19 protein-coding genes and 1 riboswitch are annotated in these 25,338 nt (G+C 56.2%); of the genes, 10 read left to right on the top strand and 9 right to left on the bottom strand.

Going from position 1 to position 25,338, the window contains the following annotated elements; translation table 11 throughout:
- The first annotated feature begins 264 nt into the window (after positions 1-264).
- A complete protein-coding gene (locus XM38_RS24490; protein ID WP_080805217.1) occupies positions 265-1,662 on the top strand; it encodes an MFS transporter in 1,398 nt (465 codons plus the stop codon).
- On the opposite strand, the gene XM38_RS24485 is transcribed toward XM38_RS24490, so the two are convergent.
- Positions 1,659-3,383 (bottom strand): hypothetical protein, encoded by a 1,725-nt coding sequence (locus XM38_RS24485; protein WP_080805018.1) that lies wholly within the window; start codon positions 3,381-3,383, stop codon positions 1,659-1,661. The genes XM38_RS24490 and XM38_RS24485 overlap by 4 nt on opposite strands.
- Before the next feature lie 494 nt (positions 3,384-3,877).
- Between XM38_RS24485 and psaA the strand changes: the two genes are divergently transcribed.
- The 7 genes from psaA (at position 3,878) to XM38_RS24450 (ending at position 13,838) form a co-directional block, all read left to right on the top strand.
- Positions 3,878-6,142 (top strand): photosystem I core protein PsaA, encoded by a 2,265-nt coding sequence (gene psaA / locus XM38_RS24480; protein WP_088431356.1) that lies wholly within the window; start codon positions 3,878-3,880, stop codon positions 6,140-6,142.
- A gap of 25 nt (positions 6,143-6,167) precedes the next feature.
- Positions 6,168-8,390, top strand: a complete 2,223-nt coding sequence (gene psaB, locus XM38_RS24475; RefSeq protein WP_080805022.1) for a photosystem I core protein PsaB — start codon at positions 6,168-6,170, stop codon at positions 8,388-8,390.
- A 279-nt stretch (positions 8,391-8,669) separates the two neighbouring features.
- Positions 8,670-9,155, top strand: coding sequence for a translation initiation factor IF-3 (infC, locus tag XM38_RS24470; RefSeq protein WP_088431354.1), 486 nt, complete (start codon positions 8,670-8,672; stop codon positions 9,153-9,155).
- Between the two features lie 130 nt (positions 9,156-9,285).
- Complete coding sequence (gene mnmG / locus XM38_RS24465) at positions 9,286-11,199, top strand: tRNA uridine-5-carboxymethylaminomethyl(34) synthesis enzyme MnmG (protein WP_088431352.1); 1,914 nt, start codon at positions 9,286-9,288, stop codon at positions 11,197-11,199.
- Positions 11,200-12,156: 957 nt separating this feature from the next.
- Entirely contained in the window at positions 12,157-12,573 is a 417-nt protein-coding gene (locus XM38_RS24460; protein ID WP_187329534.1) for a response regulator, read from the top strand.
- A 38-nt stretch (positions 12,574-12,611) separates the two neighbouring features.
- Positions 12,612-13,307 (top strand): Crp/Fnr family transcriptional regulator, encoded by a 696-nt coding sequence (locus tag XM38_RS24455; RefSeq protein WP_080805033.1) that lies wholly within the window; start codon positions 12,612-12,614, stop codon positions 13,305-13,307.
- A gap of 129 nt (positions 13,308-13,436) precedes the next feature.
- Positions 13,437-13,838: a hypothetical protein gene (locus tag XM38_RS24450; protein ID WP_137455221.1), complete on the top strand. Its 402-nt coding sequence runs from the start codon at positions 13,437-13,439 to the stop codon at positions 13,836-13,838.
- A gap of 75 nt (positions 13,839-13,913) precedes the next feature.
- Here the strand turns inward: XM38_RS24450 and XM38_RS24445 are convergent, their stop codons facing one another.
- From XM38_RS24445 to XM38_RS28100, 6 genes are all read right to left on the bottom strand, one after another.
- The gene (locus XM38_RS24445; protein ID WP_080805037.1) at positions 13,914-14,165 is read right to left on the bottom strand and encodes a hypothetical protein; all 252 of its coding nucleotides are present in this window, start codon (positions 14,163-14,165) and stop codon (positions 13,914-13,916) included.
- Positions 14,166-14,169: 4 nt separating this feature from the next.
- A complete protein-coding gene (locus XM38_RS24440; protein ID WP_080805039.1) occupies positions 14,170-14,538 on the bottom strand; it encodes a hypothetical protein in 369 nt (122 codons plus the stop codon).
- Between the two features lie 198 nt (positions 14,539-14,736).
- On the bottom strand, positions 14,737-16,113 hold the full coding sequence (gene thiC, locus XM38_RS24435) for a phosphomethylpyrimidine synthase ThiC (RefSeq protein ID WP_088431350.1): 1,377 nt from the start codon (positions 16,111-16,113) through the stop codon (positions 14,737-14,739).
- A gap of 418 nt (positions 16,114-16,531) precedes the next feature.
- Positions 16,532-16,627: riboswitch (TPP riboswitch) on the bottom strand.
- A 509-nt stretch (positions 16,628-17,136) separates the two neighbouring features.
- The gene (locus XM38_RS24430; RefSeq protein WP_080805041.1) at positions 17,137-18,105 is read right to left on the bottom strand and encodes a 3'(2'),5'-bisphosphate nucleotidase; all 969 of its coding nucleotides are present in this window, start codon (positions 18,103-18,105) and stop codon (positions 17,137-17,139) included.
- Positions 18,106-18,193: 88 nt separating this feature from the next.
- Entirely contained in the window at positions 18,194-18,661 is a 468-nt protein-coding gene (locus XM38_RS28105; RefSeq protein WP_256995732.1) for a PfkB family carbohydrate kinase, read from the bottom strand.
- A gap of 5 nt (positions 18,662-18,666) precedes the next feature.
- Positions 18,667-19,050 carry a PfkB family carbohydrate kinase gene (locus tag XM38_RS28100; RefSeq protein WP_256995731.1) on the bottom strand — a complete coding sequence of 128 codons (384 nt, stop codon included), beginning with the start codon at positions 19,048-19,050 and terminating at the stop codon, positions 18,667-18,669.
- A 145-nt stretch (positions 19,051-19,195) separates the two neighbouring features.
- Here XM38_RS28100 and rsmI point away from each other — a divergent pair, with 145 nt between their 5' ends.
- On the top strand, positions 19,196-19,990 hold the full coding sequence (gene rsmI / locus XM38_RS24420; RefSeq protein WP_306441572.1) for a 16S rRNA (cytidine(1402)-2'-O)-methyltransferase: 795 nt from the start codon (positions 19,196-19,198) through the stop codon (positions 19,988-19,990).
- Between the two features lie 46 nt (positions 19,991-20,036).
- Here the strand turns inward: rsmI and XM38_RS24415 are convergent, their stop codons facing one another.
- Positions 20,037-23,744 (bottom strand): CHAT domain-containing protein, encoded by a 3,708-nt coding sequence (locus tag XM38_RS24415; protein WP_088431348.1) that lies wholly within the window; start codon positions 23,742-23,744, stop codon positions 20,037-20,039.
- Positions 23,745-23,904: 160 nt separating this feature from the next.
- Positions 23,905-24,552 carry a PQLLE family protein gene (locus XM38_RS24410; protein WP_080805049.1) on the bottom strand — a complete coding sequence of 216 codons (648 nt, stop codon included), beginning with the start codon at positions 24,550-24,552 and terminating at the stop codon, positions 23,905-23,907.
- Positions 24,553-24,903: 351 nt separating this feature from the next.
- Between XM38_RS24410 and XM38_RS24405 the strand changes: the two genes are divergently transcribed.
- Positions 24,904-25,140, top strand: coding sequence for a hypothetical protein (locus XM38_RS24405; protein WP_080805051.1), 237 nt, complete (start codon positions 24,904-24,906; stop codon positions 25,138-25,140).
- The last annotated feature ends 198 nt before the right edge of the window (positions 25,141-25,338 follow it).

Below are 25,338 nucleotides of genomic sequence, written 5' to 3'. Positions count from 1 at the left end.
TCGATAACCTGTTAATCCCAATTCGTAGGCTCCTAACGGTGCCGTGCTGTTGCCAACGTGACATGCCGTTGAGGATTGGCTAACCGGTCTCACTATCTGCCGAGGGAATGTATTCCGTAGGGGACTGTTGTCATTCCTAGTTGTCATGGTGTTTTTACTCTATTACTACCCGCCACCAGGAACTGTGGCTGCAAAGAGTAACAGTTCACTGGAGTGGAGGTAAGTGTGAGTCAAAAAAGAATGGGCTTCTGGCAGCTCTGGAATATGAGCTTCGGTTTCTTAGGCATTCAGTTTGGCTGGGGGCTGCAAATGGCCAACACCAGCGCTATCTTCGAGCATCTCGGGGCTGATGCCCACCAAATTCCGATCCTTTGGCTGGCCGCTCCCTTAACTGGCTTAGTCATTCAACCCATTATCGGTAACCTCAGCGATAACACCTGGGGGCCTTTGGGACGCCGCCGTCCTTACTTTTTAGCTGGGGCCATCCTCAGCTCCTTTGCCCTGGTACTGATGCCGAATTCCTCGAGCTTGTGGATGGCTGCTGGCCTGCTCTGGCTCTTGGATACTTCGGCCAATATCAGCATGGAACCCTTTCGGGCCTTTGTGGGGGATTTGCTGCCCTCCGATCAGCGAACCAAGGGATTTGCCATGCAGAGCCTCTTCATTGGCCTGGGATCAGTGACGGCAGCAGCACTGCCGTGGATATTGACCCATCTATTCGGAGTCGTCACCGACGCTGCAGAACATAAAGTTCCTCTGACGGTCAAGCTGTCCTTTTACATTGGGGCAGCCGTGTTCCTGAGCACAGTATTGTGGACGGTCATGACCACGGAGGAGCGCCCTCCCAAGGATATGGAGGCCTTTCAACGGCAGCAGGAACGCCGCTTGGGTATTTTGGCCACCTTTCGGGAAATTACAATAGCTCTGAAGCAAATGCCATTGACCATGCGGCAATTGGCCTGGGTGCAGGCCTTCAGCTGGTTGGGCATGTACTGCATGTTCCTGTATTTCCCTCCCGCGGTGGCTCATAATGTGCTGGGAGCTACGGAAGAGGCCTCGGCCCTCTATACCGAAGGGATTGAATGGGCTGGACTCTGTATTGCTGCCTACAACGCCGTCTGCTTTGGAGTGTCGTTTTTGCTACCACGGGTATCGGCCATTCTGAATCGGCGTATGACTCATGCCCTCTGCCTAACCTGCGGAGGAATCGGGTTGATATCCCTAATGTGGATTCACGATCGCTACACCCTATTGTTGGCCATGGTGGGGGTCGGCATTGCCTGGGCCAGTATGCTGTCACTGCCCTATGCCATGTTAGTAGGGGCGTTGCCACCAAAGAGAAGTGGCATTTATATGGGTATCTTTAACTTCTTCATCGTCTTGCCCGAGATCTTCGCCTCCTTGGTGCTGGGATGGGTGATGGTGCACTGGCTGGGAGAAAGCCGCCTGTTAGCCGTGGTGCTAGGGGGCAGCTCTATGCTGGTGGCAGCGGTAGCTACCCAAGGCGTCCGAGAAGCCAAGCCTGATGTGTCGCGGCCTGCCGAAAAGTCCCTAGCAGCCGATCAGCGCGAACCCGTGATGGTTGATTCTCAGGCCACATCGGATACCTTGGCCCAAGAGACTCCTGCAGAGACAGGATCTTCCCTGAAGTCAGAACCTTAAATGAAAGGTTGCTCCAGACTGGGAGCTGGCTCGGTATCGACAGCTTCAGAATCCTCGGAGGAGGACTCTTCAGACTTGTCCTGGTCACTACGCTCAGTCTCGGCCGCCTCTTTACCGCCAGCCTTAGCCGCGGCTTGGTCTTCGGAGGGCTCGGGGGGCTCGGGGACGGTTAAGTCAGACTGAGATGTTGACGCTTCCGGACGATCACCTTCGGTATGGGTTGGCGATGGTTGACGACGTTGCCGCCATTGCTGCCAGCGACGCCGTAGCCCCTGAGATGGCTCTACATCTTCTACCGACGCCTTAGGTTCTGGGCCAGCTGTTTCCTCCGGGGCAGGTGCTGCTTCATCCGCCGAGGACTGTTGATCGGGATTAGGGCTGGTTACATTATCCTCTGAGCTCCTCGGGGCAGGTGCTTGGTCGTCTGGCTTTGGCTCAATAGTGGCTGGGGATGTCTCCTTAGAGGCTGGAGAGGAGGACGGCTCGGCCTCTGAGGGTGTCACCGCTTCGGTAGGTGTTGTCTCTGAGGGGGGCTTGGGGGATGTCTCGGTATCGGCAGCCCTATCCACCTTGGTTTCAGTTTCTGGTGCTCTATCCTCAACCTGCTGCTGTTCAGGAGGTTCCTTGGTATCTGGTTGAGACTCTGGCTCAGCCGGCTTGGGGCCTGCTTCTACTTCTTCTGCTTCCTCTGTTGCAGCTTCCTCTGCTTCCTCTGCTTCCTCTACTTCCACCTCAGGCTCAGCTGTCTCAGGGGCAGGGGCAACATAGTCGGGGTCAACAATACCGCCAACTTCGGCGACGGTGAGCTCATCCCTCACTAGGCGAGACAGGGTATCGTCTCCCCCGGGGGCATACTGAATCAGTCGCACCGTACTGTTGTAGGTATTGTCGATGGGGGTGCCCTGGTCGTCGATCAACTCTAGCTGCACCCAGTTCTGTCCCGGCCGAAAACCTTTGAGATAAATAGGCTGCCAGCGATCAAAGATGAAAGATTGACTATTGATGGTACAGCGGAGGCGCCAATCCGGAATATCATCCTCACTATCTTCTTGGGCAATCAAGTGCAGGGGAACATTGGTCAGATAAGCATCCAGCATGATTGGCTCGGCGCCGTAGCTGCCCTGGGGGCGGCTATAGGTTAATAGCGGTTGTTCAGGGTCGATGGCATTTTCAGACGTCTTCGTAAATAGGTGGAACGTTGTCTGGGCATAGGCCCCCTGATTTTTGAAGCTTTCATGCCAGGGCCGGGAAGCAAAGACCCTGATAGTGTGGGTGCCGGGATTTAAATCGGAGAAGACAAGAGGCTCTGAGGGATCGTAGACAGCTTGATAGGGTTGGTTGTCTAGAAAGACATGCAGATGGGGGCCTAATTGCCAGTCAGGATGCTTGAAGAGGGGCAAATCTCGCACTTGGAAGCGTACTGCTACGGTGGTATCTTCAATCACCTCGTCAGGGCGAGGGCTGAGGATGCGGACTTGGGGATGGTAGCGATCGATGATGGCCTTGAGGGCCTGAATGGTCTGGGGCGGTGATACCTCGGCGAGGCGACCAGCCAGCTGATTGGGGGTATCGCCGGGCTCACTGATGAGTTGGCTGGTGGCATTGCGATGGCCCTTCAGGGCCGGCCCTTGACCATTGCATCCCCAAACGCCAATCCCTAACAGCACGATCAGAAACCCAGTAACTATCTGTCGTAGCACGTACATGCTGCCCCCTTGCATGCTCTTTCCTTAAGGCGTCTCTATAACCATAGGGCACTATGTGGATTTACTGGAGTGCCCGCTCAGGAGGGCCCCCTATTCAACCCAGGGGCCAGCCATATTCTTGCTTGGAAGCCCGCCAAAAACGGCAGCAAAAATGTAAACAAATTATTTAAGCTTTGTTAAGCAAAAGGTTGAAGATCTTATTTTTGCTTGAATTGAGCTTTCCTGGTTTATTGAGTTTTGTTAATGAAAGCCATGCCAGAGTTCGATTTTATGCGTGGATTAAACGCAAAACCGTTATGAGATGAGGCTTTGCGCAGTTGAAATATTGTAAAGGCTTGTCAAGATTGTGAAGAATACGAGACTATAATGCTTGAAGAGTAATCCCTGTCGAACTTCCGGCTCATACCCACTAGTCTATTAGTCTGTGATGTCGACGGTATGATCGGAACAAGTCGATAGATGAGTTCCATCTGTTTGCTCGCATCTTGTCTAGAGAGAGGAGAGTCTCCATGACAACTACCCCGCGCGAGCGGGAGGCGAACGTCAAGGTGACAGTCGATATGGATCCGGTGCCTACTTCATTCGAGAAGTGGGCTAAGCCTGGTCATTTCGACCGCACCTTGTCTCGAGGTCCAAAGTCTACGACTTGGATTTGGAACCTCCACGCCGACGCTCACGATTTCGATAGTCATACCAGTGACTTAGAAGACATTTCGCGTAAAATCTTCAGTGCTCACTTTGGCCACTTGGCCATTGTCTTTGTCTGGCTGAGCGGCATGTATTTCCATGGCGCTCGATTTTCAAACTACGAGGCCTGGATGGGCGATCCCACTGGCATTCAGCCCAGCGCTCAGGTGGTTTGGCCTATTTTCGGCCAAGAGATCCTGAACGCCGATGTCGGCGGCGGTTTCCAGGGAATTCAAATTACCTCGGGTTTCTTCCAACTCTGGCGGGCAGCCGGTATCACCAACAGTTACCAGCTCTATGTCACCGCCATTGGAGCTCTGGTCATGGCCGGCCTGATGTTATTTGCTGGTTGGTTTCATTACCACAAGAAGGCACCCAAGCTGGAGTGGTTCCAGAACGTGGAATCGATGATGAACCATCACCTGGCAGGGTTGCTGGGTCTTGGTTGCTTGGGGTGGGCCGGTCACCAGATTCACGTCTCCCTGCCCATTAACAAACTCTTGGACTCTGGCGTAGCACCGCAGAATATTCCCCTACCCCATGAGTTCATTCTCGATAAGAGTTTGATGGCCGAGCTGTATCCCAGCTTTGCTCAAGGCCTAAAGCCCTTCTTTACCCTGAATTGGGGAGTTTACGCCGACTTCCTGACCTTCAAAGGTGGTCTCAATCCCGTCAGCGGCGGTCTGTGGTTATCCGATACCGCTCATCATCACCTAGCCTTGGCGGTGCTGTTCATCGTGGCTGGCCACATGTACCGCACCAACTGGGGGATTGGCCACAGCATGAAGGAGATCCTAGAAGGTCACAAAGGGGATCCGCTGCTGTTCGGCGGCAAGGGCCATGATGGTCTCTATGAAAACTTGACCACCTCCTGGCATGCTCAGTTGGCCGTTAATTTGGCCCTCTTGGGTTCCCTGACCATCATCGTGGCGCATCACATGTATGCGATGCCGCCCTATCCCTATATCGCCACGGATTATCCCACCCAGCTATCCTTGTTCACCCACCACATGTGGATTGGTGGCTTTCTGGTAGTTGGTGCCGGTGCCCACGCTGCCATCTTCATGGTGCGGGATTACGATCCGGGCGTGAACCTGGATAATGCGCTGGATCGGATGATTCGCTCTCGCGATGCCATCATTTCCCACTTGAATTGGGTCTGTATCTTCCTGGGCTTCCATAGCTTTGGACTGTACATTCACAATGACACCATGCGGGCTCTGGGACGTCCCCAGGACATGTTCTCTGACTCTGCCATTCAACTGCAGCCAGTCTTCGCGCAGTGGGTGCAGAACCTGCATGCCGCAGCGGCAGGAAGCACCGCACCCACTGCATTGGCTGGGGTGAGCCCGGCCTTCGGTGGCGATGCGGTGGCTGTAGCCGGAAAAGTGGCCATGATGCCCATTACCCTTGGCACCGCTGACTTTATGGTGCACCATATTCACGCCTTCACCATTCATGTGACGGTGCTGATCCTGCTGAAAGGGGTATTGTTTGCCCGCAATTCTCGTCTCATTCCAGATAAGGGTGAGTTGGGCTTCCGCTTCCCTTGTGATGGACCAGGCCGAGGCGGTACCTGCCAGGTCTCTGGTTGGGATCATGTGTTCCTGGGTTTGTTTTGGATGTACAACTCCCTCTCGATTGTGATTTTCCACTTCAGTTGGAAGATGCAGTCGGATGTGTGGGGCTCGGTGTCGCCAGATGGGTCGGTATCCCACATCACGGCGGGGAACTTTGCCCAGAGCGCGATCACCATCAACGGTTGGCTGCGTGACTTCCTGTGGGCGCAAGCCTCTCAGGTGATTGGATCCTACGGGTCAGCTTTGTCGGCCTATGGCCTGCTGTTCCTGGGTGCCCACTTTGTCTGGGCGTTCAGCCTGATGTTCTTGTTCAGCGGTCGTGGCTACTGGCAGGAGTTGATTGAGTCGATTGTATGGGCTCATAACAAGCTGAAGGTGGCTCCTGCGATTCAGCCTCGAGCTCTGAGCATCGTTCAGGGTCGGGCTGTGGGTGTGGCCCACTTCCTTCTGGGAGGGATTGCCACCACTTGGGCTTTCTTCCTGGCTCGCATTATTGCAGTTGGATAAGAGCGCGGAGGAATCTTTTAGACCTATGGCAACGAAATTCCCGAAATTTAGCCAGGATCTGGCTCAAGATCCGACAACACGTCGGATCTGGTACGGGATTGCCACAGCCCACGACTTTGAAAGCCACGATGGCATGACGGAGGAGAATCTTTATCAAAAGATCTTTGCCTCCCACTTTGGCCACTTGGCAATCATTTTCCTGTGGACCTCTGGCAACCTGTTCCACGTCGCCTGGCAAGGTAACTTCGAGCAGTGGGTAAAAGACCCACTGAACATTAGCCCCATCGCCCATGCGATTTGGGATCCTCACTTCGGTCAACCAGCGGTAGATGCCTTCTCCCAGGCGGGGGCCTCTAGCCCGGTGAACATCGCGTTCTCTGGGGTTTACCACTGGTGGTACACCATTGGCATGCGCACCAACAATGAACTATATAGTGGTGCGGTGTTCTTGCTGTTACTGTCAGCGGTATTCCTCTTTGCTGGCTGGCTACACCTGCAACCCAAGTTTCGTCCTAGCCTGTCCTGGTTCAAAAACGCAGAGTCCCGCCTGAACCACCACTTGGCTGGTCTGTTCGGCGTTAGCTCTCTGGCCTGGGCGGGGCACTTGGTTCACGTGGCCATTCCCGAATCCCGGGGACAGCATGTCGGCTGGGATAACTTCCTGTCCACTCCACCTCACCCGGCTGGGCTCACGCCCTTCTTCACCGGGAACTGGGGTGTCTATGCTCAAAACCCGGATACGGCTAGCCATGTATTTGGCACGGCGGATGGGGCTGGCTCTGCCATCCTCACCTTCCTAGGGGGCTTCCATCCTCAGACAGAATCTCTCTGGCTGACGGATATGGCCCACCACCATCTGGCCATCGCCGTGTTGTTCATCGTTGCCGGCCACATGTACCGAACTAACTTCGGCATTGGCCACAACATGAAGGAGATCTTGGGGGCTCATAATCCGCCCGAGGGTACCCCTGGTGATCTGGGGGAAGGGCATAGGGGTCTCTATGACACCTTGAATAACTCCCTGCACTTCCAGTTGGCCTTGGCGCTGGCTGCTCTGGGGGTAGTTACCTCTCTAGTGGCGCAGCACATGTATTCGCTGCCCCCCTATGCCTTTCTGGCTAAGAGCTACACTACCCAGGCCGCTCTGTATACCCACCACCAGTACATCGCTGGCTTCATCATGGTGGGGGCCTTTGCCCACGGGGCTATCTTCTTGATCCGCGACTACGATCCAGCTTCCAATAGCAATAATGTGCTGGATCGGGTGTTGCAGCATAAGGAAGCGATCATCTCCCACCTGAGCTGGGTGTCGCTGTTCCTGGGCTTCCACACCCTGGGGCTGTATGTGCACAACGACGTCATGGTGGCCTTCGGTACCCCTGAGAAGCAAATTCTGGTGGAGCCAGTGTTTGCCCAGTGGATTCAGGCGGCCCATGGGAAGCTGCTCTATGGCTTTGACACCCTGCTGTCGAATCCTGGTAGCATCGCCAGCACCGCTTGGCCCAACTATGGCAATGTCTGGCTGTCAGGCTGGCTAGATGCCATCAACAGCGGTGATAATTCCCTGTTCCTGACCATCGGTCCGGGGGACTTCTTGGTGCACCATGCGATCGCATTGGGGCTGCACACCACCACCCTAATTCTGGTGAAGGGCGCCCTAGATGCTCGCGGCTCCAAGCTGATGCCGGACAAGAAAGACTTCGGCTACAGCTTCCCCTGTGACGGTCCGGGTCGGGGCGGCACCTGCGACATCTCGGCATGGGATGCCTTCTACCTGGCGGTGTTCTGGATGTTGAACACCATTGGCTGGGTCACCTTCTATTGGCACTGGAAGCACCTGGCCATCTGGCAGGGCAACGTGGCCCAGTTCAATGAATCATCCACCTATCTGATGGGCTGGCTGCGGGATTACCTGTGGCTGAATTCCTCCCAGCTGATCAACGGCTACAACCCCTACGGCATGAATAACCTAGCGGTTTGGGCCTGGATGTTCTTGCTGGGGCACTTGGTCTGGGCCACCGGGTTCATGTTCTTGATCTCCTGGCGAGGCTACTGGCAGGAGCTGATCGAGACCCTGGTGTGGGCCCACGAGCGCACGCCCCTGGCCAACCTAGTGCGCTGGAAGGATAAGCCCGTGGCCCTCTCCATCGTGCAGGCCCGCTTGGTGGGATTAGCTCACTTCTCGGTGGGCTATATCATCACCTATGCCGCCTTCCTAATTGCGTCAACCTCCAGTCGCTTTGGTTGACCAGGCTGACTGTTAGGTGACTAGCGTAAAACTCCTCAGGGCTTGCCCTGGGGAGCTTTGTTTTGGCGGTACTCTGAGCCGATGAGAAGTTATTTAACAGGAATGTGCTGACTCATCATGGCCATCACTATACTTTTGGAAGACGCCAACAGAGATACGCTAAGGTATCAATAAGTAAGGGTTGGCAAAGTAGCTGCAGATTGTCTTAAACAGCGCGAGCTACTAGCTTAGTTTCTGATAGCGATTGAGCTATTTTGTTGAGTTAACGAGGACAAAACTATCGGTAAGAAACAGCTCACTAACCGGCAGATCAAAGCCCCCAAGGTATTACTGATTGATCAAGATCAGAACAACCAAGGGTTAACAGAGACGCGCGAAGCTCTGAAAATGGCCGAAGCGGTCGGACTGGACCTAGTCATGGTTGGCCAGAGCAAAGAGGCTCCAGTGACCCGCATCATGGACTATGGCAAGTTTCAGTATCAGCAGAGTAAACGGCAGAAACAGACCTCTAAACCCACGGTCAAAGAGGTGAAGCTGCGGCCCAATGTCGGCGAGTCTGATTATGAGCTGCGAATTAAGCGGGCCCAAGATTGGTTAGATAAAGGCAACTCCGTGAAGTTCCTAGTGCGGTTGCGGGGGCGAGAGCACCAGCACCGTGACAGAGCGACAGATTTACTGAATCGGGTAGTTGATGACTTGGGTGAAGCTGGTAAGGTGCAATCCTTCGATAAAAGAGCCTTAACCCTCTTCGTAGCCCCTGCTTAGGCGAGGATTAAATATCATAGACCTGGAACGGGGTAAGGTAAGTCCTTGCCCCGTTATCTAGTGGTGACTGAAGCCAAGCAAGGCAAGCCGTTAGAATTTGACCATAGGACGTTTGTGACGATGGATCGGTATGGTGTCTTCCACTGCAGTCGAATTTTTAGATGAGTTTGATGTGGTCGTAGTGGGGGCCGGACATTCTGGCTGTGAGGCAGCCTTGGCCGCGGCACGTCTGGGCTGTCGTACCCTGCTGACCACCCTGAACCTAGATAAGATTGCCTGGCAACCCTGTAATCCTGCCGTGGGAGGACCAGCCAAGTCGCAACTGACCCACGAAGTAGATGCCTTGGGAGGCGAAATCGGCAAGATGGCCGATCGCACCTATCTGCAGAAGCGCATCCTCAACAGTTCCCGGGGGCCGGCCGTATGGGCCTTGCGAGCTCAGACCGATAAGCGCGAGTATGCCGCCGTGATGAAACAGATCGTGGAGAGCCAAGAGAATCTGGTGCTTCGCGAAGGCATGGTGACGGATCTGGTACTGGGCAACAATGATGAGGTGCTCGGGGTCGAGACCTACTTCGGCGTTGCCTTTCAGGCGCGGGCCGTCATTATCACCACCGGCACCTTCCTCGGCGGTGTGATCTGGGTAGGCAACCGGTCTATGCCTGCCGGTCGCGCTGGAGAGTTTGCCGCCACTGGCTTGACCGACACTCTGAATCAGCTGGGCTTCGAGACCGGCCGCCTCAAGACCGGCACCCCCGCCCGGGTAGATCGGCGCTCCATTGACTTCGAGCGCCTGGACCCCCAACCTGGGGATGAAGCGGTACGCTGGTTCAGCTTTGACTCCGAAGTCTGGCAAGAGCGGCCCCAACTACCCTGCCATTTGACTCGCACCACAGCAGAGACCCACCAGCTGATCCGCGATCATCTGCACCTATCTCCCGTCTACGGCGGTTGGGTGGAGGCCAAGGGACCGCGGTACTGCCCTAGCATCGAAGATAAGATCGTCCGCTTTGCCGATAAGGCTAGCCACCAGATCTTTCTAGAGCCGGAGGGCCGCACCACTCCTGAGATCTATGTCCAGGGCTTTTCTACCGGGCTGCCAGAGAAACTGCAGTTGGCCATGCTGCATACCCTGCCTGGCTTGGAGCGTTGTAGCATGCTGCGGCCCGCCTACGCGGTGGAGTACGACTACTTGCCCGCCACCCAGTGCTTCCCGACTTTGATGACCAAACGGGTGGAAGGGCTCTTCTGTGCCGGACAGATCAACGGCACCACCGGCTACGAAGAGGCAGCCGCCCAGGGACTAGTCGCTGGGATCAATGCCGTCCGTTTCGTGCGGGGCCAGGATAGGGTGATCTTCCCGCGGGAGCAGAGCTACATCGGCACCCTGATCGATGATCTGTGCACTAAGGATCTGCGGGAACCCTATCGCATGCTCACCTCCCGCTCGGAATACCGCTTGTTGTTGCGCTCTGACAATGCCGATCAACGACTGACCCCCCTGGGCCGGGACTTGGGCCTGATCGATGACCGCCGCTGGCAACACTTCCAGCACAAGCAAGCCCAGATTGCCGCCGAGAAAGCTCGCCTGGGCGACACCCGCATTAAGGCCCATGATGCCGTGGGTGAGCAGATTGTGGCGGAGACGGGGCAGCGCATCAAGGGCTCTATTACCCTGGCCGATTTACTGCGTCGGCCTGGATTCCACTATGACGCCCTACTCCGCTATGGACTCGGGCGGGCGGATCTAACGCGTGAAGAGCAGGAAGGGGCTGAAATCGACATTAAGTATTCCGGCTATATTCAGCGCCAAGAGGCCCAGATCGAGCAGGTAAGTCGCAATGCCCAGCGGCCTTTACCCGATGACCTGGACTACATGGCCATTGATACCCTGTCCCGGGAAGCTCGGGAAAAACTATGCCAAGTGAGACCGCTAACAGTGGGGCAGGCCTCTCGCATCGGCGGCGTCAACCCAGCCGATATCAATGCCCTGTTGGTGTATTTGGAGTTACAGAGCCGGCGCCGGGAAATGGTGAGCAGGTAATGTCAACGCCGGCTTCCCAGTAAGGTGAAAATATCTACTATGTAGGTTGCCATAGGGTTATCTCCATTCTCGGAGATGAAGACACACATGATTTTTCCTTGATCGGCAATCTCTTCCTGTGTGCTGATACCCATTTCCCGAAAGTCTAGATACGTGTGAGTAACGGGATATCAGTAAGGGGAAGCGAGTCTCTGGGCAGCTCACATTGTAGTTCTGTTTCGGAGAATTCTTAAGGTACGGTTTCGTACGGAATCGCTCTAACAGACAAGCTACCTTGAGGGTAAAGCGTTTCTTGACCAAACTTTTTTTCCAATAGAACAGAAATAGGCTCGTAGAAATATGAGTTCATAGGAAGTTCATAGCTACTGATGGTTAATGTTGTAGCCCTAGCCAGATCGCTTAGAACATAGCTGATTTCCCAATAGCCCAGTCGGTAGCTGGCTAGCTAGCCACCGTGCAAAGCATCGTGACGATGGCTGACGATGGCTATACATGAGGCTTAGCCTTCAAGACAATTCCTGTAGAGGCTTTCAGCCATCTTGCATGAGCTTTCACAATATTTCTGAAAGCCTGCTTATGTCTACTGATCGGGTGGCTTTTAGCTCACTTCGACAGCTGACTGATGACTACTATAGGACGCAGTACGAAACCATGCCTCTTTATGAGATATATTCAGTTTATGCCTCCAACACTGCTATAGAGCTGTTGCCAGAAAATAGTGATCGTTTTACATTTGGGCGATTTATCTGTAGTCGGGATGATTATCAAAGTGCTCTCAAATTTGCCACAAATTTAGCAGAGTATAAGAGAATACCTCTCAAAAATTATGCCATCGATAACAGCTAGCTTGTTGTTGGCTACTAAAAAAGTAAATCTAATTTCATCTAGGGAAGATTTTCCATGTGTTATCCAGCTTATTTATGTGACCCAACGTCCTTAATTGTTGGCCTACGTGTAATGGTAGTAGATGGCCATGAAGAGTCGCTCTACTTAACGGCATCTGTTTTAGAAGGCCTTGATGCTGAAGTTTTAGCGGTTAATTCAGCTCAAAAAGCGCTCAGAAAACTGCCGATATTTCAGCCTAAGATATTAATTAGTGAACTTCGCTTGCCTGACGAGGACGGTTATTGGCTACTTGGAAAAGTCAAAGCCTTTGCAGACTGTCACAATCTACAGATTCCAGCGATTGCATTGACCACTCAGGCTAGTCTGGCAGCTGAGGCTCGAGCACTGTCCGTAGGATTTTGTCGACATATTGCAAAGCCTTATGATTTTGAAACATTGATTGAAACTGTTGCTCAGCTGGTGGAAACGGTTGCCCAGTTCTCCGAAGCAAACCCACAGAAATATGGCCATTGCCAAGACTGTGCGTAAAGCTTACAGTGGGGGAAGCTAACGCATCGAGAGGAAATATGACCTATAATCGCCTGCTCGATGCTCTCTCAGCGGAATCCTATGAGCGACTTCGCCCTCATTTAATCCCGATCCACTTAACGCAAGGTACCTCTCTCCATTTACCCGGAGACAATATTAAATACCTTTATTTCCCCATTGATTGTCTGCTTTCGATTATCACCATTATGGAAGATGGCGCGACGATGGAATCAGGGATTGTTGGCAATCAAGACGTACTAGGTGTTAGTGCTTTCATGAGTGGGAGCTTACCTATTCGCACCGAACATGTCGTTCAAATTGCCGGTACTGCCCTGAAAATAGATGCCGAAATATTTCGGAGAATATTTATTCAGGATCAGCTCCTGCGTCAATTTTTTCTGAAATATACTCAGGCATTCATTGCTCAAATCTCACAGACTAGTGCTTGTAACCGACTTCATTCCCTTGAACAACGTCTATGCCGGTGGTTATTAGAAGCCCAAGCTAGAACTGAATCTGATCATATCGAACTGACTCAGCAATTCCTTGCGCAGATGCTGGGTGTTCGGCGGGCCGGGGTGACTCAGGCGGCTCAAAAATTACAAGACAATGGCTTGATCTCCTATAGTCGAGGACATATTAATGTCTGTGATCGACCAGGATTAGAAGCTAATGCTTGTGAATGCTATAGGATTGTTCAAGAAGAATACGAGCGACTACTTTTTAAAAAATGATAGAAAAGTCATAATATATGATCATATGTTCCCTTGATTTTTAATTCTGTCTTAGCTTGAACGAGGATCATCAGTCTTAAATTGAAGTATATAGGTTTGCAGTTAGCCTATCAAGAGAACACCCGTCACATGACACAGCAGCATGAACCATCGTCGCGGACCCTTTTGGTCCTAGAAACTGATGATGTTACTCGCCCTATACTTCGAGAAAATCTAGAGAATAGAGGCTATAGAATTCTGATTTCCCTAAACCAAGCGGATGCTACTGAGCGGGCAGCCAATCATGCTGAATCTCTCAGTTTAATTCTGGTCAATCAGGTAGGGCAGTCTACCAGCAAAAGCATGACTACCGGGCAGATGATCCGTCGAGACGGGGGGGTACCTGAGTCCATTCCTGTAATTGTTTTAGCGGAGAATTATCCAGTCGCCTTGGAAGGACGAAACTTAAAAGTCGACGAGTATAGCTATGTCGCCTATCTGGCGGACGGACAGCAGTTGCTGGATCTCCTGAGCGAACTTCTGTCGGTGTAAGAGTTGAAACCTTGATGTCCCATTAGCCAAGTTTCTCTATCCTTTTGTCGCTGGCCAAATCGATAATGACTAGCATCAATTGTCTGCTAAGGCGGCTGCCATCAAGCCCATTAACTTGCGTTTGCGGCCGTGGGTGATGCGGAGTTGATGATAGTAGGACGACCATTCGGTAGGCTGATTGAGCGCCTCATAGGCCGCTTTCACCCGTTTGAGCCAGTCGACGGCATGGTGATAATATTTGGCTTTGCCAACATCCATGATCGACTCGGCCCGGCGACGGGCGTTCTCCAGCGCCCAATCGGGGTGAGTCGGTAAGGCAGCTGCCATGACTCTATGGATCAAGCCATCGTAATACGAGTGGAGATTGGTGACCGTTGCGATCGCATCGGCCACCAGTTCTTCTGCGGGCAGTGATGGCGGTCTCGACCTGGTCTAGGCCCTCGGCTAAATCACTGATCCAGGTGAGCATGTCAGTGGTCGTGTAGGGATTCCCATCGGCCGGTAACTGGAGTCCACGCTCAGCACTGAACCCGGAATAGGCCTGATTTTCGTAGATGACGAAGGGTTCAAACCGCTGGGTCACCACCCGCAGCGGTGTGGCGGGCAGGTCGTTGCCCGCGGCGGCGGCTTCCCCCTGGAGCTCGGGAGCCACCTCAGGGATCTCTGCCGTGGCCTGGGCCTGGGCAATCCACTCGGCCACCTGCTCATGGTGGGCCTGAATCCAGGCTCGGGCATGGCGGCGAATATCCGCCTTCTGCCTTTCGCTAATAGAGTTTCGTCGGGGACGCCGCCCTGTTCATGGGGGCCATAGACATCGGGCGTTGGCAACGCGTAAACAATCAGTGCTGGCGCAGTGACCCCGGTAGAGCCACTGCGCCGGACATCAGGGCCCGCTTCCCTAGAGGGCGGCGGCGGTCTCTTGGGCCAGGAACTTCTCTAGCTCACTGAGGGCATCGGCATCCATCTTGGTCTGCATGGGGCAGAACTTCGGCCCACACATGGAGCAGAACTCTGCGGTTTTGTAGATGTCGGCGGGCAGGGTTTCGTCGTGGTACTCTTTAGCTCGCTCTGGGTCTAAGGCCAGCTCGAACTGCTTATTCCAGTCGAAGGTATAGCGGGCGTGGGACATGGCATCATCGCGATCGCGGGCGCCGGGGCGATGGCGGGCAATGTCGGCGGCGTGGGCGGCAATCTTGTAGGCGATCAGGCCACTGCGCACATCCTCGGCATTGGGCAGGCCCAGATGCTCCTTGGGGGTGACGTAGCAGAGCATGGCGGCGCCGCTCCACCCGGCCAGGGCCGCCCCGATGGCGGAACTGATGTGGTCGTAGCCGGCGGCGATGTCGGTGACCAGGGGGCCCAGCACATAGAAGGGGGCCTCGCAGCATTCCTGCATCTGCTTTTTGACGTTGTCGTCGATCTGGTCCATGGGCACGTGGCCAGGGCCTTCCACCATCACCTGCACGTCGTGCTCCCAGGCCTGGCGGGTGAGCTGGCCTAGGGTCTTGAGTTCGGCTAGTTGGGCGGCATCGGTGGCGTCGTGCAGACAGCCAGGCCGCAGGGAATCTCCCAGGCTAAAGCTGACGTCGTAGCGCTTGCAGATCTCGATGATGTCGCGGAAGTGGGTATAGAGGGGATTTTGCTCGTGGTGATGCAACATCCAACGGGCTAGGATGCCGCCGCCGCGGGAGACGATGCCGGTGATGCGATCGCGCACCAGGGGCAGATGCTCAATCAGAATACCGGCGTGGATGGTCATGTAGTCCACCCCCTGCTGGGCCTGGGTCGCGATGATGTGGAGAAAATCATCGGGGGTAAGGGTCTCGATGTTGCCGTGGACGCTCTCCATGGCCTGGTAGATGGGCACCGTGCCGATGGGCACCGGCGAAGCCTGAATGATGGCGGTGCGAATCTCGTCCAGGTTGCCGCCGCCAGTGGAGAGATCCATCACCGTGTCGGCGCCGTACTTCACCGCCAGCTGCAGTTTCTCCACTTCGTCCTGCAAGCTAGAGGAATTGGGGGAGGCGCCGATGTTGGCATTGACTTTGCATTGGGTGGCAATGCCGATGGCCATGGGCTCCAGGTTGGGGTGGTTGATATTGGCCGGAATGATCAAGCGCCCCCGGGCCACTTCATCGCGGATCAGCTCAGGGGGCAGATTTTCCCGTTGGGCTACATAGTGCATCTCTTCGGTGATGTGCCCCTGGCGGGCATAGTGCATCTGGGTGACGTTGGCCTGGCCCCGGCGAGGGGCAATCCAGTCAGTTCTTACCATGGGTTGTCTCCAATCAAAGTGTCGGCAATGAGATACAGCATCTCTAGCCAAGTCGTGGGCTATCTCCGGTCCAGGTAGGGATGAGGCTCCCTAGCCGGCTGGCAACTCAGGGAATGGGGATATCCTCCGTCCAGCATGCACCAACCCCAATAAGGCAAAGACGGCGGCGGCCACCAGCGTCACCAGCAACGCCACAGCGCCAATAGACATACCCCTCCTCCTCGAATTGAGCAGGCTAGAGGCGGATATAGAGATCCAGACAGGTTTCTGGGATGGGGTCAATGTGGCCGCAAGGCACCTATCGCCTAGGCCAAGCTGCCCAGCCTAGTCATCACAGCCAGGGACGGCCAAGACCAACCTTGATGGGCCGTAGCCGCTGCCCCCTGTAGAGACACGATCCCCCGTCGCTTCGGTTGTAGAACCTCAATCAACGCTTCCCTCCGCTGGTATGACCCAGGTCAGGTTCTCAGGGTATGATCTCAGCCCGAGAATTCGGACACCCCTAGCTTGTCTGTCAGCATAGCACCTCTGGCCCAACTGAGCTATAGAGAGAGGGGCGATCCAAGCCCTCGTGGGATGGTCGATCAGCCGGTGTGGATCGCGTCGCATCGGCGAAGCGTGATAGACCTCGATAAGACCGCACTTAATCGTGTAGCTCGGGGGTCTCACCCGAGGGAATTTCGCTTCCCTCGGACTCCGACGACCAGGGCGAGCCGCCTGTGATGTTCGCAAAGCGGCTCCGCAGGAGCAACGTAGTCGAATCACTGCCCTGGACCCTGCGGAAGGGCCTGTCGGTTGGTCGTTCAAGATCGCGTCGCATCGGCAGGGTAGCCGGTTTTCTACATTGGGTGCGGCAACCGCGCCCCTACCCTGTCCCATCCACCCATCCACCCATCCACTCGTCACTCGTCACTCGTCACTTCCCCTTCCCCTCCTCCGCCCTCTTTTCCGTCCTCCGCCCTCCGTCCTCCGTTTTCCCTTTTCCCCATCACCCATCCACTCTTTCCCCGTCCTTCGCTCTCCTCAAGCGGTCACTGCCTGCTTCAGGGCGGCCAGCACTGTCTCGTGAATGGTGCCATTGCTGACGACGACGCCTTGGTTATTCACTAACCGGTCTCCTTGGCTGAAGTCGAGGGGACGACCAAACATGTCGGTGACGCGGCCACCGGCTTCTTCTACCACCAGCACTCCGGCGGCATGGTCCCAGATTTTTTCCCGGTAGTCTGGGGATTTGGGGGAGGGTAAGCGCAGGTAGAGGGCGGCGTGGCCGGCAGCGACGGCGCCATATTTGGCTTGACTGTCCATCCGTACCGAGTCGGCGGTGATGCCCACCGCTTGGGCGACGGCGGCTTGCTGGGCTTGATTACCGTGGCTGGCTTCTACACTCTCGACAAACCGCAGCCTGTCGGCTGCTTGACTCACCCGCAGGGGCTGGGTCGGTCCTTGGGGCAAGGGCATCAGGGTGGTTCCTTCCCCTCGCACGGCGGTAAAGAGTAAGCCGGGGGTGCCGCCGTCGAAGCTGAGGGCCGGACAGGCTAAGACACCGACCTTGATGTCGCCGGCTTCGACCAGGGCCAATGCGATCGCATATTGGTCTCCCCGCAAGAATCCCTTGGTGCCATCGATGGGGTCCAGGGTCCAGTAGCGCTGTCCCACCGTGCCATTGCCGTGGTCGATCCAGTCGAGCACCTGCTCGGAGCTAGTGGCTGGCACCACCTGCTGCACCTGCTGGGTGACCTGGGCCAGGGGAGTGGCCATGGCCGGTTGCCGCAGGTCGCTAGCATCTTCTTCGCCCACCACTGGATCGGTGGGGAAGGCCTCGGCCAGGGCACGACAGATGACGGCCTGGGAGCCAAAGTCGGCCACGGTCACCGGACTCTTGTCATTTTTCTCGATGGCGTGGGGCACCATGTCCCGCCGCACCGCCTCACAGAGAGCAGCGGCGGCGGTGGCCGCCTCGATTGCCAGTTGTCGTTCGCGCTCGTATGCCATGGCTCGGTGTCAGAAAACTAGAGATCTGCTTCAGTCTACCGACTGGCCCTAGCGGTTCAGAGGTTCCTGGGGCCAATTTATTCAATCTTCAAGGGGTGCTGCATCCAGGCCGGGGGCCGACATAGCGGCAGGCATGACTGGCTACCTGGGCGGCCAGAGTCAGGGCCTGGGGCCAGGGCTGGCTGAGGCCGTAGTGGCAGAAGGCACCGTGAAAGATGTCGCCAGCCCCCAAGGTGTCTACGACGGGGCCCTGGGGCACTGGCAAGGCCTGCCAGGACTGCTGCCGATTGTAGAGAATCGGCTCGGCTCCCCGGGTCATGGCCACCTGGGGAATTCCCAGATGCTGGAGGTAGCTCAAGGCGGCGTCCGGGCTGCTACACCCTGGCGGGTAAAAATTAGCCGAGCAGATCACGTGGGTCGCCAGGGGCAACAGGGTCTCAAAGCCAGGTTTCCAACTGCCGGCGTCGATGACCACGGGCAGTCCCCGCTGCCGAGCCGCCTCAGCCAGGGTCTGGCCGACGGCCATCTGATGGCCATCGATTAACACGATATCCACGTCATCTAGGGCAGCCGCCAGCTCCGGTGCCGGTGTCGCTGCCGACCCACAGCATTGCGGGAGACCACGGCCCGCTCGCCGGTGGCCAGGGTGATCAGGCTGGTGGATAGGGGCGGGGGCTCGGGGGTATCGCTCAGGAGAGGTGCGATCGCAACTCCATGCTGGCTCAGCTCCGCCCGAATCAGCTGCGTCAGCGGGTGTTGCCCCAAGGCCCCCATCACCGTGGCCTGATGGCCCAGATGGGCAAAGGTCACCGCCGCATTGGTAGCCGGCCCCCCGGCCAGCAACAGACAATCCTGGGCCACCAGCTTTTCATTGGCCGCCGGGACATGATCGACGCGATAGAGGCAATCCAGCGTCATCAGCCCCACAAATAATCCCCGTGCCACCCATTCCTCCTCGACCGTCCGATAGGCTTAAGACGTAGATACAGCGTTTTTGCAGCTAGGGAAGTCCACCCTGCCATGACCGCCACCGACCCTCGTCCCGGCCACCTTTACCTCGTCGGCACCCCCCTCGGCAACCTAAGAAGACATGACCTTCCGGGCCGTGCGGATATTACAGGACGTCGATCTGATTGCCGCCGAAGACACCCGCCACACTGGCAAACTCCTGCAGCATTTTGCCATCGATACTCCCCAGATCAGCTACCACGAGCATAACCGCCAGGCTCGCCTCGAGGAGCTGCTGGCCCGATTAGCGCAGGGAAAATCCGTGGCCCTGGTCAGCGACGCCGGCATGCCTGGGATCTCCGACCCCGGCCATGGGTTGATCCAGGCCTGTTTGCAGGCCACCATTCCCGTGGTCCCCATTCCTGGCCCCACCGCTGCCATCACCGCCCTCTGCATCTCTGGCGGCCTGCCCACCGATCAGTTCATCTTCGAGGGGTTTCTGCCCCTCAAGGGTCCTCGCCGCCGCCAACGCCTGATCGCCCTGCAACGGGAACCCCGCACCATCATCCTCTACGAAGCCCCCCATAAGTTGCTGGTCACCCTGGCCGATTTGGCTCAGGTGCTGGGGGACGATCGTCCTGTCGCCCTGGCCCGAGAATTGACCAAGCGGTTTGAGGAATGCTGGCGCGGCACCCTGGGCCAAGCCCACCAGCATTATCAGCAGGATCCTGCCAAGGGCGAGTTCACTCTAGTCATCGCCGGCACCCCGGCATCGCCGCCTGCAGTTTCTGCCGATGCCCTGAAGCAGGAACTGGCCCAGTTATTGCAAGCCGGGGTTTCCCGCTCCGACGCCAGCCGCCAACTGGCAAAAACCACGGGTCTGCCTAAGCAGGAAATCTACCAACTGTCGTTGTCGCTGCATACCGACCCCCAGTGAGCCCAGGGATGCCCTGGCATGTAGAGATCTCCTGCGGTTGAGTCAATCACAAGCCATTGCCGATGAGGATAAACGGTGCCCAGTGATAGGGATGCTGCAGCCTGGTGCCCGGCAACTGGCTACCATCGCGAGCCTCTACCACAATGCCTGCCCGCGCCGCCGCCAGGCGAGCTTCAGTATCGTCGTCATAGAGCAGGCTGAGTTGCGCCTGACGCAGGGCTTCGGCTTTAGTTAGTTCTCCAGAGGCCAGCAGTTCATAGAACCGCTGCATCAGCAGGCTAGTGCTGTCATCATTCACAGACCAGAGGGAGGCGATCACGGTCTCGGCCCGATTAGCCGCCAAGAAGTAAGAACTGATACCGGCAATTTCGGTCCCATCTCCGGCGGTGCCTCCCAGGGCGGTTTTGCAGGCAGAGAGCACTACCAGGTGTAGATCGCGCAGACTCTCCTGCATGACTTCGATGTCCTTGATACTCATGCGCTCGCCATTGCCCAACACGATGAAGGAGTCCTCCGGGCGACTGGGAGCAAATTCAGCATGGGTGGCAATATGCAGGATCCGACGAAATTCGATGTTGGCCTGCATCGCCTCCAAGGTAAAGGCATCATCTAACAGCACCTGGCCAGGATAGATACCGGTGCGATCGCTGTCATCACTGAGAACGATGGCATCCAGTTCCTGCTCAACCGCTGGCAGCGCTGCAAACCCTGACACCGCTTGAGTCAGGCCTAATCCCAATACTTCGGAGTCGTCAACCTCGGTCAACGTTGCTGCCGTGTCCGTAATCTTGGGGGCGATGACCGTTGAAACGGTATAGCGCTCCAGCAAATACTGGCTGCCGTCATAAAGGGCGGCCATGGGAACATAGCGAGTCACCCGATCATTGACGAAAATGAGTTGCCGGATACCGTTGGCCTGTAACTCGGCTGCCAAGGGTTGAATCAACCATTCGTAGAGGCGTTGGCTACTGGCCTGTAGTTCCGATAAGGGGGCCTGAGTGTTGAGCTGGTCACCAAATTGCTGGATCGCCGTGGCTAGCTCCCCCTGGGACACTGGTACCTCGACACTGCCTACCGTGCCCCCGGCAGCAGCCCATAGCAGCCAGAGCTTATCTTCGGTGACAAAGGGATAGATCAACACGGCATCGGGATTGGCTTGCAGCAGCTTATAGGCGTCGTCGCTGAGGTCACCGGGATTTTGAAACAGATCGTCATCCTGCCTATTCTCATCGATGGCCGTTTCAAACGCCGCCACTTGGGCCTCGTACTGCTCTGTCAAGGCCCGCTGTTGTTGGCGTAGATCCGTTAAATCACCACAGCGAGTCTGGCGACACTCATAGATCTGTCGTCCCAGGGTGATGAGGCTACCGTGGGTATCGATGACCGGCTGCTCTCGCTCGGTGTATTGCAGATCGCCGCCGCTCCAGGTGGCTCGGGTTGTCTCGGTGAACTCTCGTAATTCTTCTAGTTGCAATAGGTCTAGCACCTGCTGAGCCTCTGGAATCCGGCCCTGTTCCAGGAGTAGATCGGCTAGGGCACGGTAGTCGTTGGCGACAGACTCGGTGTAGGTTTCCTGGAGCGATTGGGATAAGCCAGTCAAACCACTGCGGATTGACTCCCGCACATTAACCGAGGCTTTGTAGAAAATGATGGCCAGGTCTGACTGCCCTTGGATGGCAAACAATCTACCAAGATTACTGAGCAGACGGCCCTCTCCGGCTCGATCTTCAATGGTTTGAAACAGGGGGAGGGCTTGCTCGTAGTATGTTGCAGCCGTTTGATAATCCCCCAAGGAGAAGTATCCCAGACCCAGGTTCATCAGGGTGTTGGCCTCCCCTGACCGGTTTTCAATGGCCTGAAACAGCGGCAGAGATCGCTCGTAGTAGGCAATGGCTTCTCCGGGGTCACCGATGGACCAGTAGGTCAGGCCCAGGTTACTGAGGGCATTGGCTTTCCCCTGACGATCCTCAATTTGCTGAAATAGCTTTAGGGCCTGCTGGTAATAGGTAATCGCCTCTTGATAGAGACTGAGAAATGTATTGGTTAGCCCCAGATTCATCAGGGCATTGGCTTCGCCTAAGCGGTTTTCAATGGCCTGAAACAGCGGCAGCGCCTGTTCGTAGGAGACCGTCGCCTGATGATAGTCACTCAAGGAGAGATAGGCATTGCCCAGATTCGTCAGCACATTGGCCTGCCCCAAGCGGTCTTCAATGGTCCGAAATACGGGAAGCGCTTGCTTGTAATAGACAATGGCCTGCTGATACTCACTGAGAAAGTTGTGGGCATTGCCCAGATTCATCAGGGCATTGGCTTCGCCCTGCCGGTTTTCGATGCTTCGAAAGACCGGCAAAGCTTCCTCGTAGTAGGTAATGGCCTGGCGGTAGTCACTGAGGAAGAAATAGGCGTTGCCCACATTCATCAGCACATTGGCTGCGCCCAAGCGATCGCCGATGGCCTGAAAGATAGGCAATGCCTGCTCGTAGTAGCCAATGGCCTGACGATAGTCGCTGAGATAATTGTTAGCCAACCCTAGATTCATTAGCACATTGGCTTGCCCTAGGGGGCTTTCAATCTGTTGAAACAGAGGCAGCGCCTGCTCGTAGTAGGTAATGGCCTGGCGGTAGTCACTCAGAGATAGATAGGTATTGCCCAGATTCGTCAGGGCCTTGGCTTCCCCTTCTATATCTTCAAGGGATTGAAAGATTGGTAAGGCCTGTTCACTGTAGGCGATGGCCTGACGGTAATCGCTCAGGGACCAGTGCGCACTGCCCAGATTCATCAGGGCATTGGCCTCGCCCCGACGATCTCCCACCTGGTGGAATCCCGGTAGGGCTTGCTCGTAGTAAGTAATGGCCTGGCGATAGTCGTTCAAGGCGTAGTAGGCCAATCCCAGATGATTCAAGGCCCTGGCTTCCCCCCAGAGATCTCCGATCTGTCGGTGGAGGGCCAGCGCCTGCTCCGAGTAGGTGATGGACAACCGATACTGATTCATCAGCACATAGGTCCATCCCAGGGCATTGAGGGCATCAGACTCCTGCTGGGGATCCTGCCTGGACTGGGCAATCTCCAGGGCCTGCTCCAGGCGGGCTACCGCCGCCGGATACTGTCCTAGGGAGGTGTAGACGTCTCCCAGGTTGATCAGAAGCACTACTGCTTGAGACCGATCACCCAGGTCTTGATAGTGCTCCAGAGCAGTTTCCCAGACATCGGCGGCCGCTTGGAACTGACCGGCACGATAGTGCTGAATACCTTGCTGCAACAATTGCTCAGCCTCGGCTCTGCGAACCTCGGCAGCACTGGCCGTGACTACGATGAGTCGATAGCGTCCCTGGCCATTGCTGGCCTCAGGGCTTGACGTCACCCCGAGGCTGTAGGCGCCGTCCGCGGGTAGGATCATCGTCAGGCTAGCGTTGGTATCCGAGACACTGAGATTGTCATGGACCCCCAACACCTCCCCCTCAGCGGTCAATACTCCTAGGAAGGGATCGAAGTCGTCACTGCTGAGGCGGATGGTGATCGCCTGCCCAGCCTGACCCTCCAGGGAATGATAGTCCACCAGGTGTCCACTACTCAGGGTGGTATCGCCCTGCTCAAGGACTCCATCTACTTGCAACAGCGCGGTGGGCTCTGCTACCTGGGCAACTGGCAACTCCTGGAACGTTTTTGAGTCGTTGGCCCATCCAGGCAGTTGCAGCGCCGGAGCCACTAACACGGTAGCGGCGACTAGACCAAGAAACTTGTCAGGACAACCCATGGGCTTTTCCTCAATCCTGGGGATGACATCAGGATATATCTCTGGCCAGGGAGGAGCTATTCAGCGTTATGGAATGTTGTGGAGATTCGGTCGATGGCGAGGAGGGAGATTCATCCCTGAAATCCGAAGACAGCCTACCGCTGCCTTTTGCCTTTCTGTATTAAGAAGGCTCCATCACCCCCATGGCTTCCAGCATCTGCGGCTCATCCTCCAGGGCGATGCGGGCGATGGCGATGAAGTCGCTGAACCAGTCGCTGAGGGCATCCAGAGCCGTATCGCGGACCTGGGTAGCGGTTTGGGCCTGGCCCTTTTCCTGCTCTTGGGCCAAATTGGCGGCTGCCACCGCAGCCAGCTCTGCCTGGGCCGCTTTGACCTTCTGGGCGGTGACGCCGTACTGCTTCAGGCTGTCCAGCAGGTCGGGGGCGGCCAGCAGATTGCTGTAGAACTGCTGAGCCTGCAACAGCCAGCCGGAGAGGCTGCGCTTGCGTTTGCCGTTTAGGTCCAACCGCACCAGGGCACCGGGGTTGTCTTTGTAGGCGATGCGGGCGATTTTGACCAGGCGCATGTAGCTCTTCTCGGCGGTGTCGCGGGTTTGTTGCAGGGCTGCGGTGGCGCTGGCCTGATCGCCATATTCGGCCCGTTGCTGCAGGTGGGCGACCAGGGCGCTGGCGTGGAGGGACCGTCCCTGGGCGAGGCGCTCGGGGGTATAGCCGAAGTCACTCAGGGCGGCTTGCAGGGTGGAGTTGGCTAAGGCGTTGTCGATGGCGACTTGGACGGCGGTAATGAATTCGTCAATGGTTTGATGCATGGTAATCACCTATTTACTGGACATCCTTAAGGTGCCCGGTCTGTACCATGAAGTTGCGATAAAGATCTATTGATTTTTCTTTGGGACGCAACGATTTCTGCGCGGTCCTTTTCTATGTCTGAGCGGTCCCCATTGATTTTTCTTTGGGACGCAACGATTTCTGCTCGGTCCTTCTCTATATCTGGGTAGGTCTCTGTGAAGTTTCTGTGGGCCGCATCGAAGTCTAGGCGGGACGCAATGAGTTTTGTCCGGTCCGTTGCGATTTTGGGACGGGGCCATGGGCTATAGCCCTCTGTCTGGATTCCGGGTGGCGCTGACGCTTGCCCGGAATGACGAAACCACTGTCACGCGGTGAGTCTGCCGCCTGAGGAAACCCTGTACCGTCATTCCCGCGGCGGCGGGAATCCAGGGCGTCAAGCCTGGCCCCACGACATCTGCCCCCAATGCCAGGACGCCTCCTCACCGATGCAACGCGATCTAGACCACATCACAGATCAGCCCTTCCGCTGGGTCCAGGGCGGCGGTCCGGCCCTGGGCGAGGGGGTCTGGGGGAAATCGAAATTCCCCCAGGTGAGCCCTCTGATTTAGAAAGCCAAGTGCGGTCTTATCGAGATCTGCCACCACCCACCGACAGCCGTAGGTCCAGGGCAGGCGTACCCCGAGGGCATAGCCGGAATCCCATCCCTGAAAATCTCCGCCGAGAAGTTCTGGGCGAATAGCCCAGCCCTCTACCTGGATTCCGGGTGGCGCTGACGCTTGCCCGGAATGACGGTAATGCTTGCCAAC

The organism is Halomicronema hongdechloris C2206, from assembly GCF_002075285.3.
Lineage (GTDB): Bacteria > Cyanobacteriota > Cyanobacteriia > Phormidesmidales > Phormidesmidaceae > Halomicronema_B > Halomicronema_B hongdechloris.
This window is presented reverse-complemented; position numbering and strand designations above follow the sequence as displayed.

Coding starts and splice junctions, on each gene's coding strand:
- thiC (WP_088431350.1), bottom strand. CDS start 16,113: ATGGTAAGAACTGACTGGATTGCCCCTCGCCGGGGCCAGGCCAACGTC.
- XM38_RS24430 (WP_080805041.1), bottom strand. CDS start 18,105: ATGGCATACGAGCGCGAACGACAACTGGCAATCGAGGCGGCCACCGCC.
- XM38_RS24410 (WP_080805049.1), bottom strand. CDS start 24,552: ATGCATCAAACCATTGACGAATTCATTACCGCCGTCCAAGTCGCCATC.
- rsmI (WP_306441572.1), top strand. CDS start 19,196: ATGACCTTCCGGGCCGTGCGGATATTACAGGACGTCGATCTGATTGCC.
- XM38_RS24445 (WP_080805037.1), bottom strand. CDS start 14,165: ATGGCAGCTGCCTTACCGACTCACCCCGATTGGGCGCTGGAGAACGCC.
- psaA (WP_088431356.1), top strand. CDS start 3,878: ATGACAACTACCCCGCGCGAGCGGGAGGCGAACGTCAAGGTGACAGTC.
- mnmG (WP_088431352.1), top strand. CDS start 9,286: ATGGTGTCTTCCACTGCAGTCGAATTTTTAGATGAGTTTGATGTGGTC.
- XM38_RS24485 (WP_080805018.1), bottom strand. CDS start 3,383: ATGCAAGGGGGCAGCATGTACGTGCTACGACAGATAGTTACTGGGTTT.
- XM38_RS24455 (WP_080805033.1), top strand. CDS start 12,612: ATGACCTATAATCGCCTGCTCGATGCTCTCTCAGCGGAATCCTATGAG.
- XM38_RS24415 (WP_088431348.1), bottom strand. CDS start 23,744: ATGGGTTGTCCTGACAAGTTTCTTGGTCTAGTCGCCGCTACCGTGTTA.
- XM38_RS24450 (WP_137455221.1), top strand. CDS start 13,437: ATGACACAGCAGCATGAACCATCGTCGCGGACCCTTTTGGTCCTAGAA.
- psaB (WP_080805022.1), top strand. CDS start 6,168: ATGGCAACGAAATTCCCGAAATTTAGCCAGGATCTGGCTCAAGATCCG.
- XM38_RS24460 (WP_187329534.1), top strand. CDS start 12,157: ATGGTAGTAGATGGCCATGAAGAGTCGCTCTACTTAACGGCATCTGTT.
- XM38_RS24490 (WP_080805217.1), top strand. CDS start 265: ATGAGCTTCGGTTTCTTAGGCATTCAGTTTGGCTGGGGGCTGCAAATG.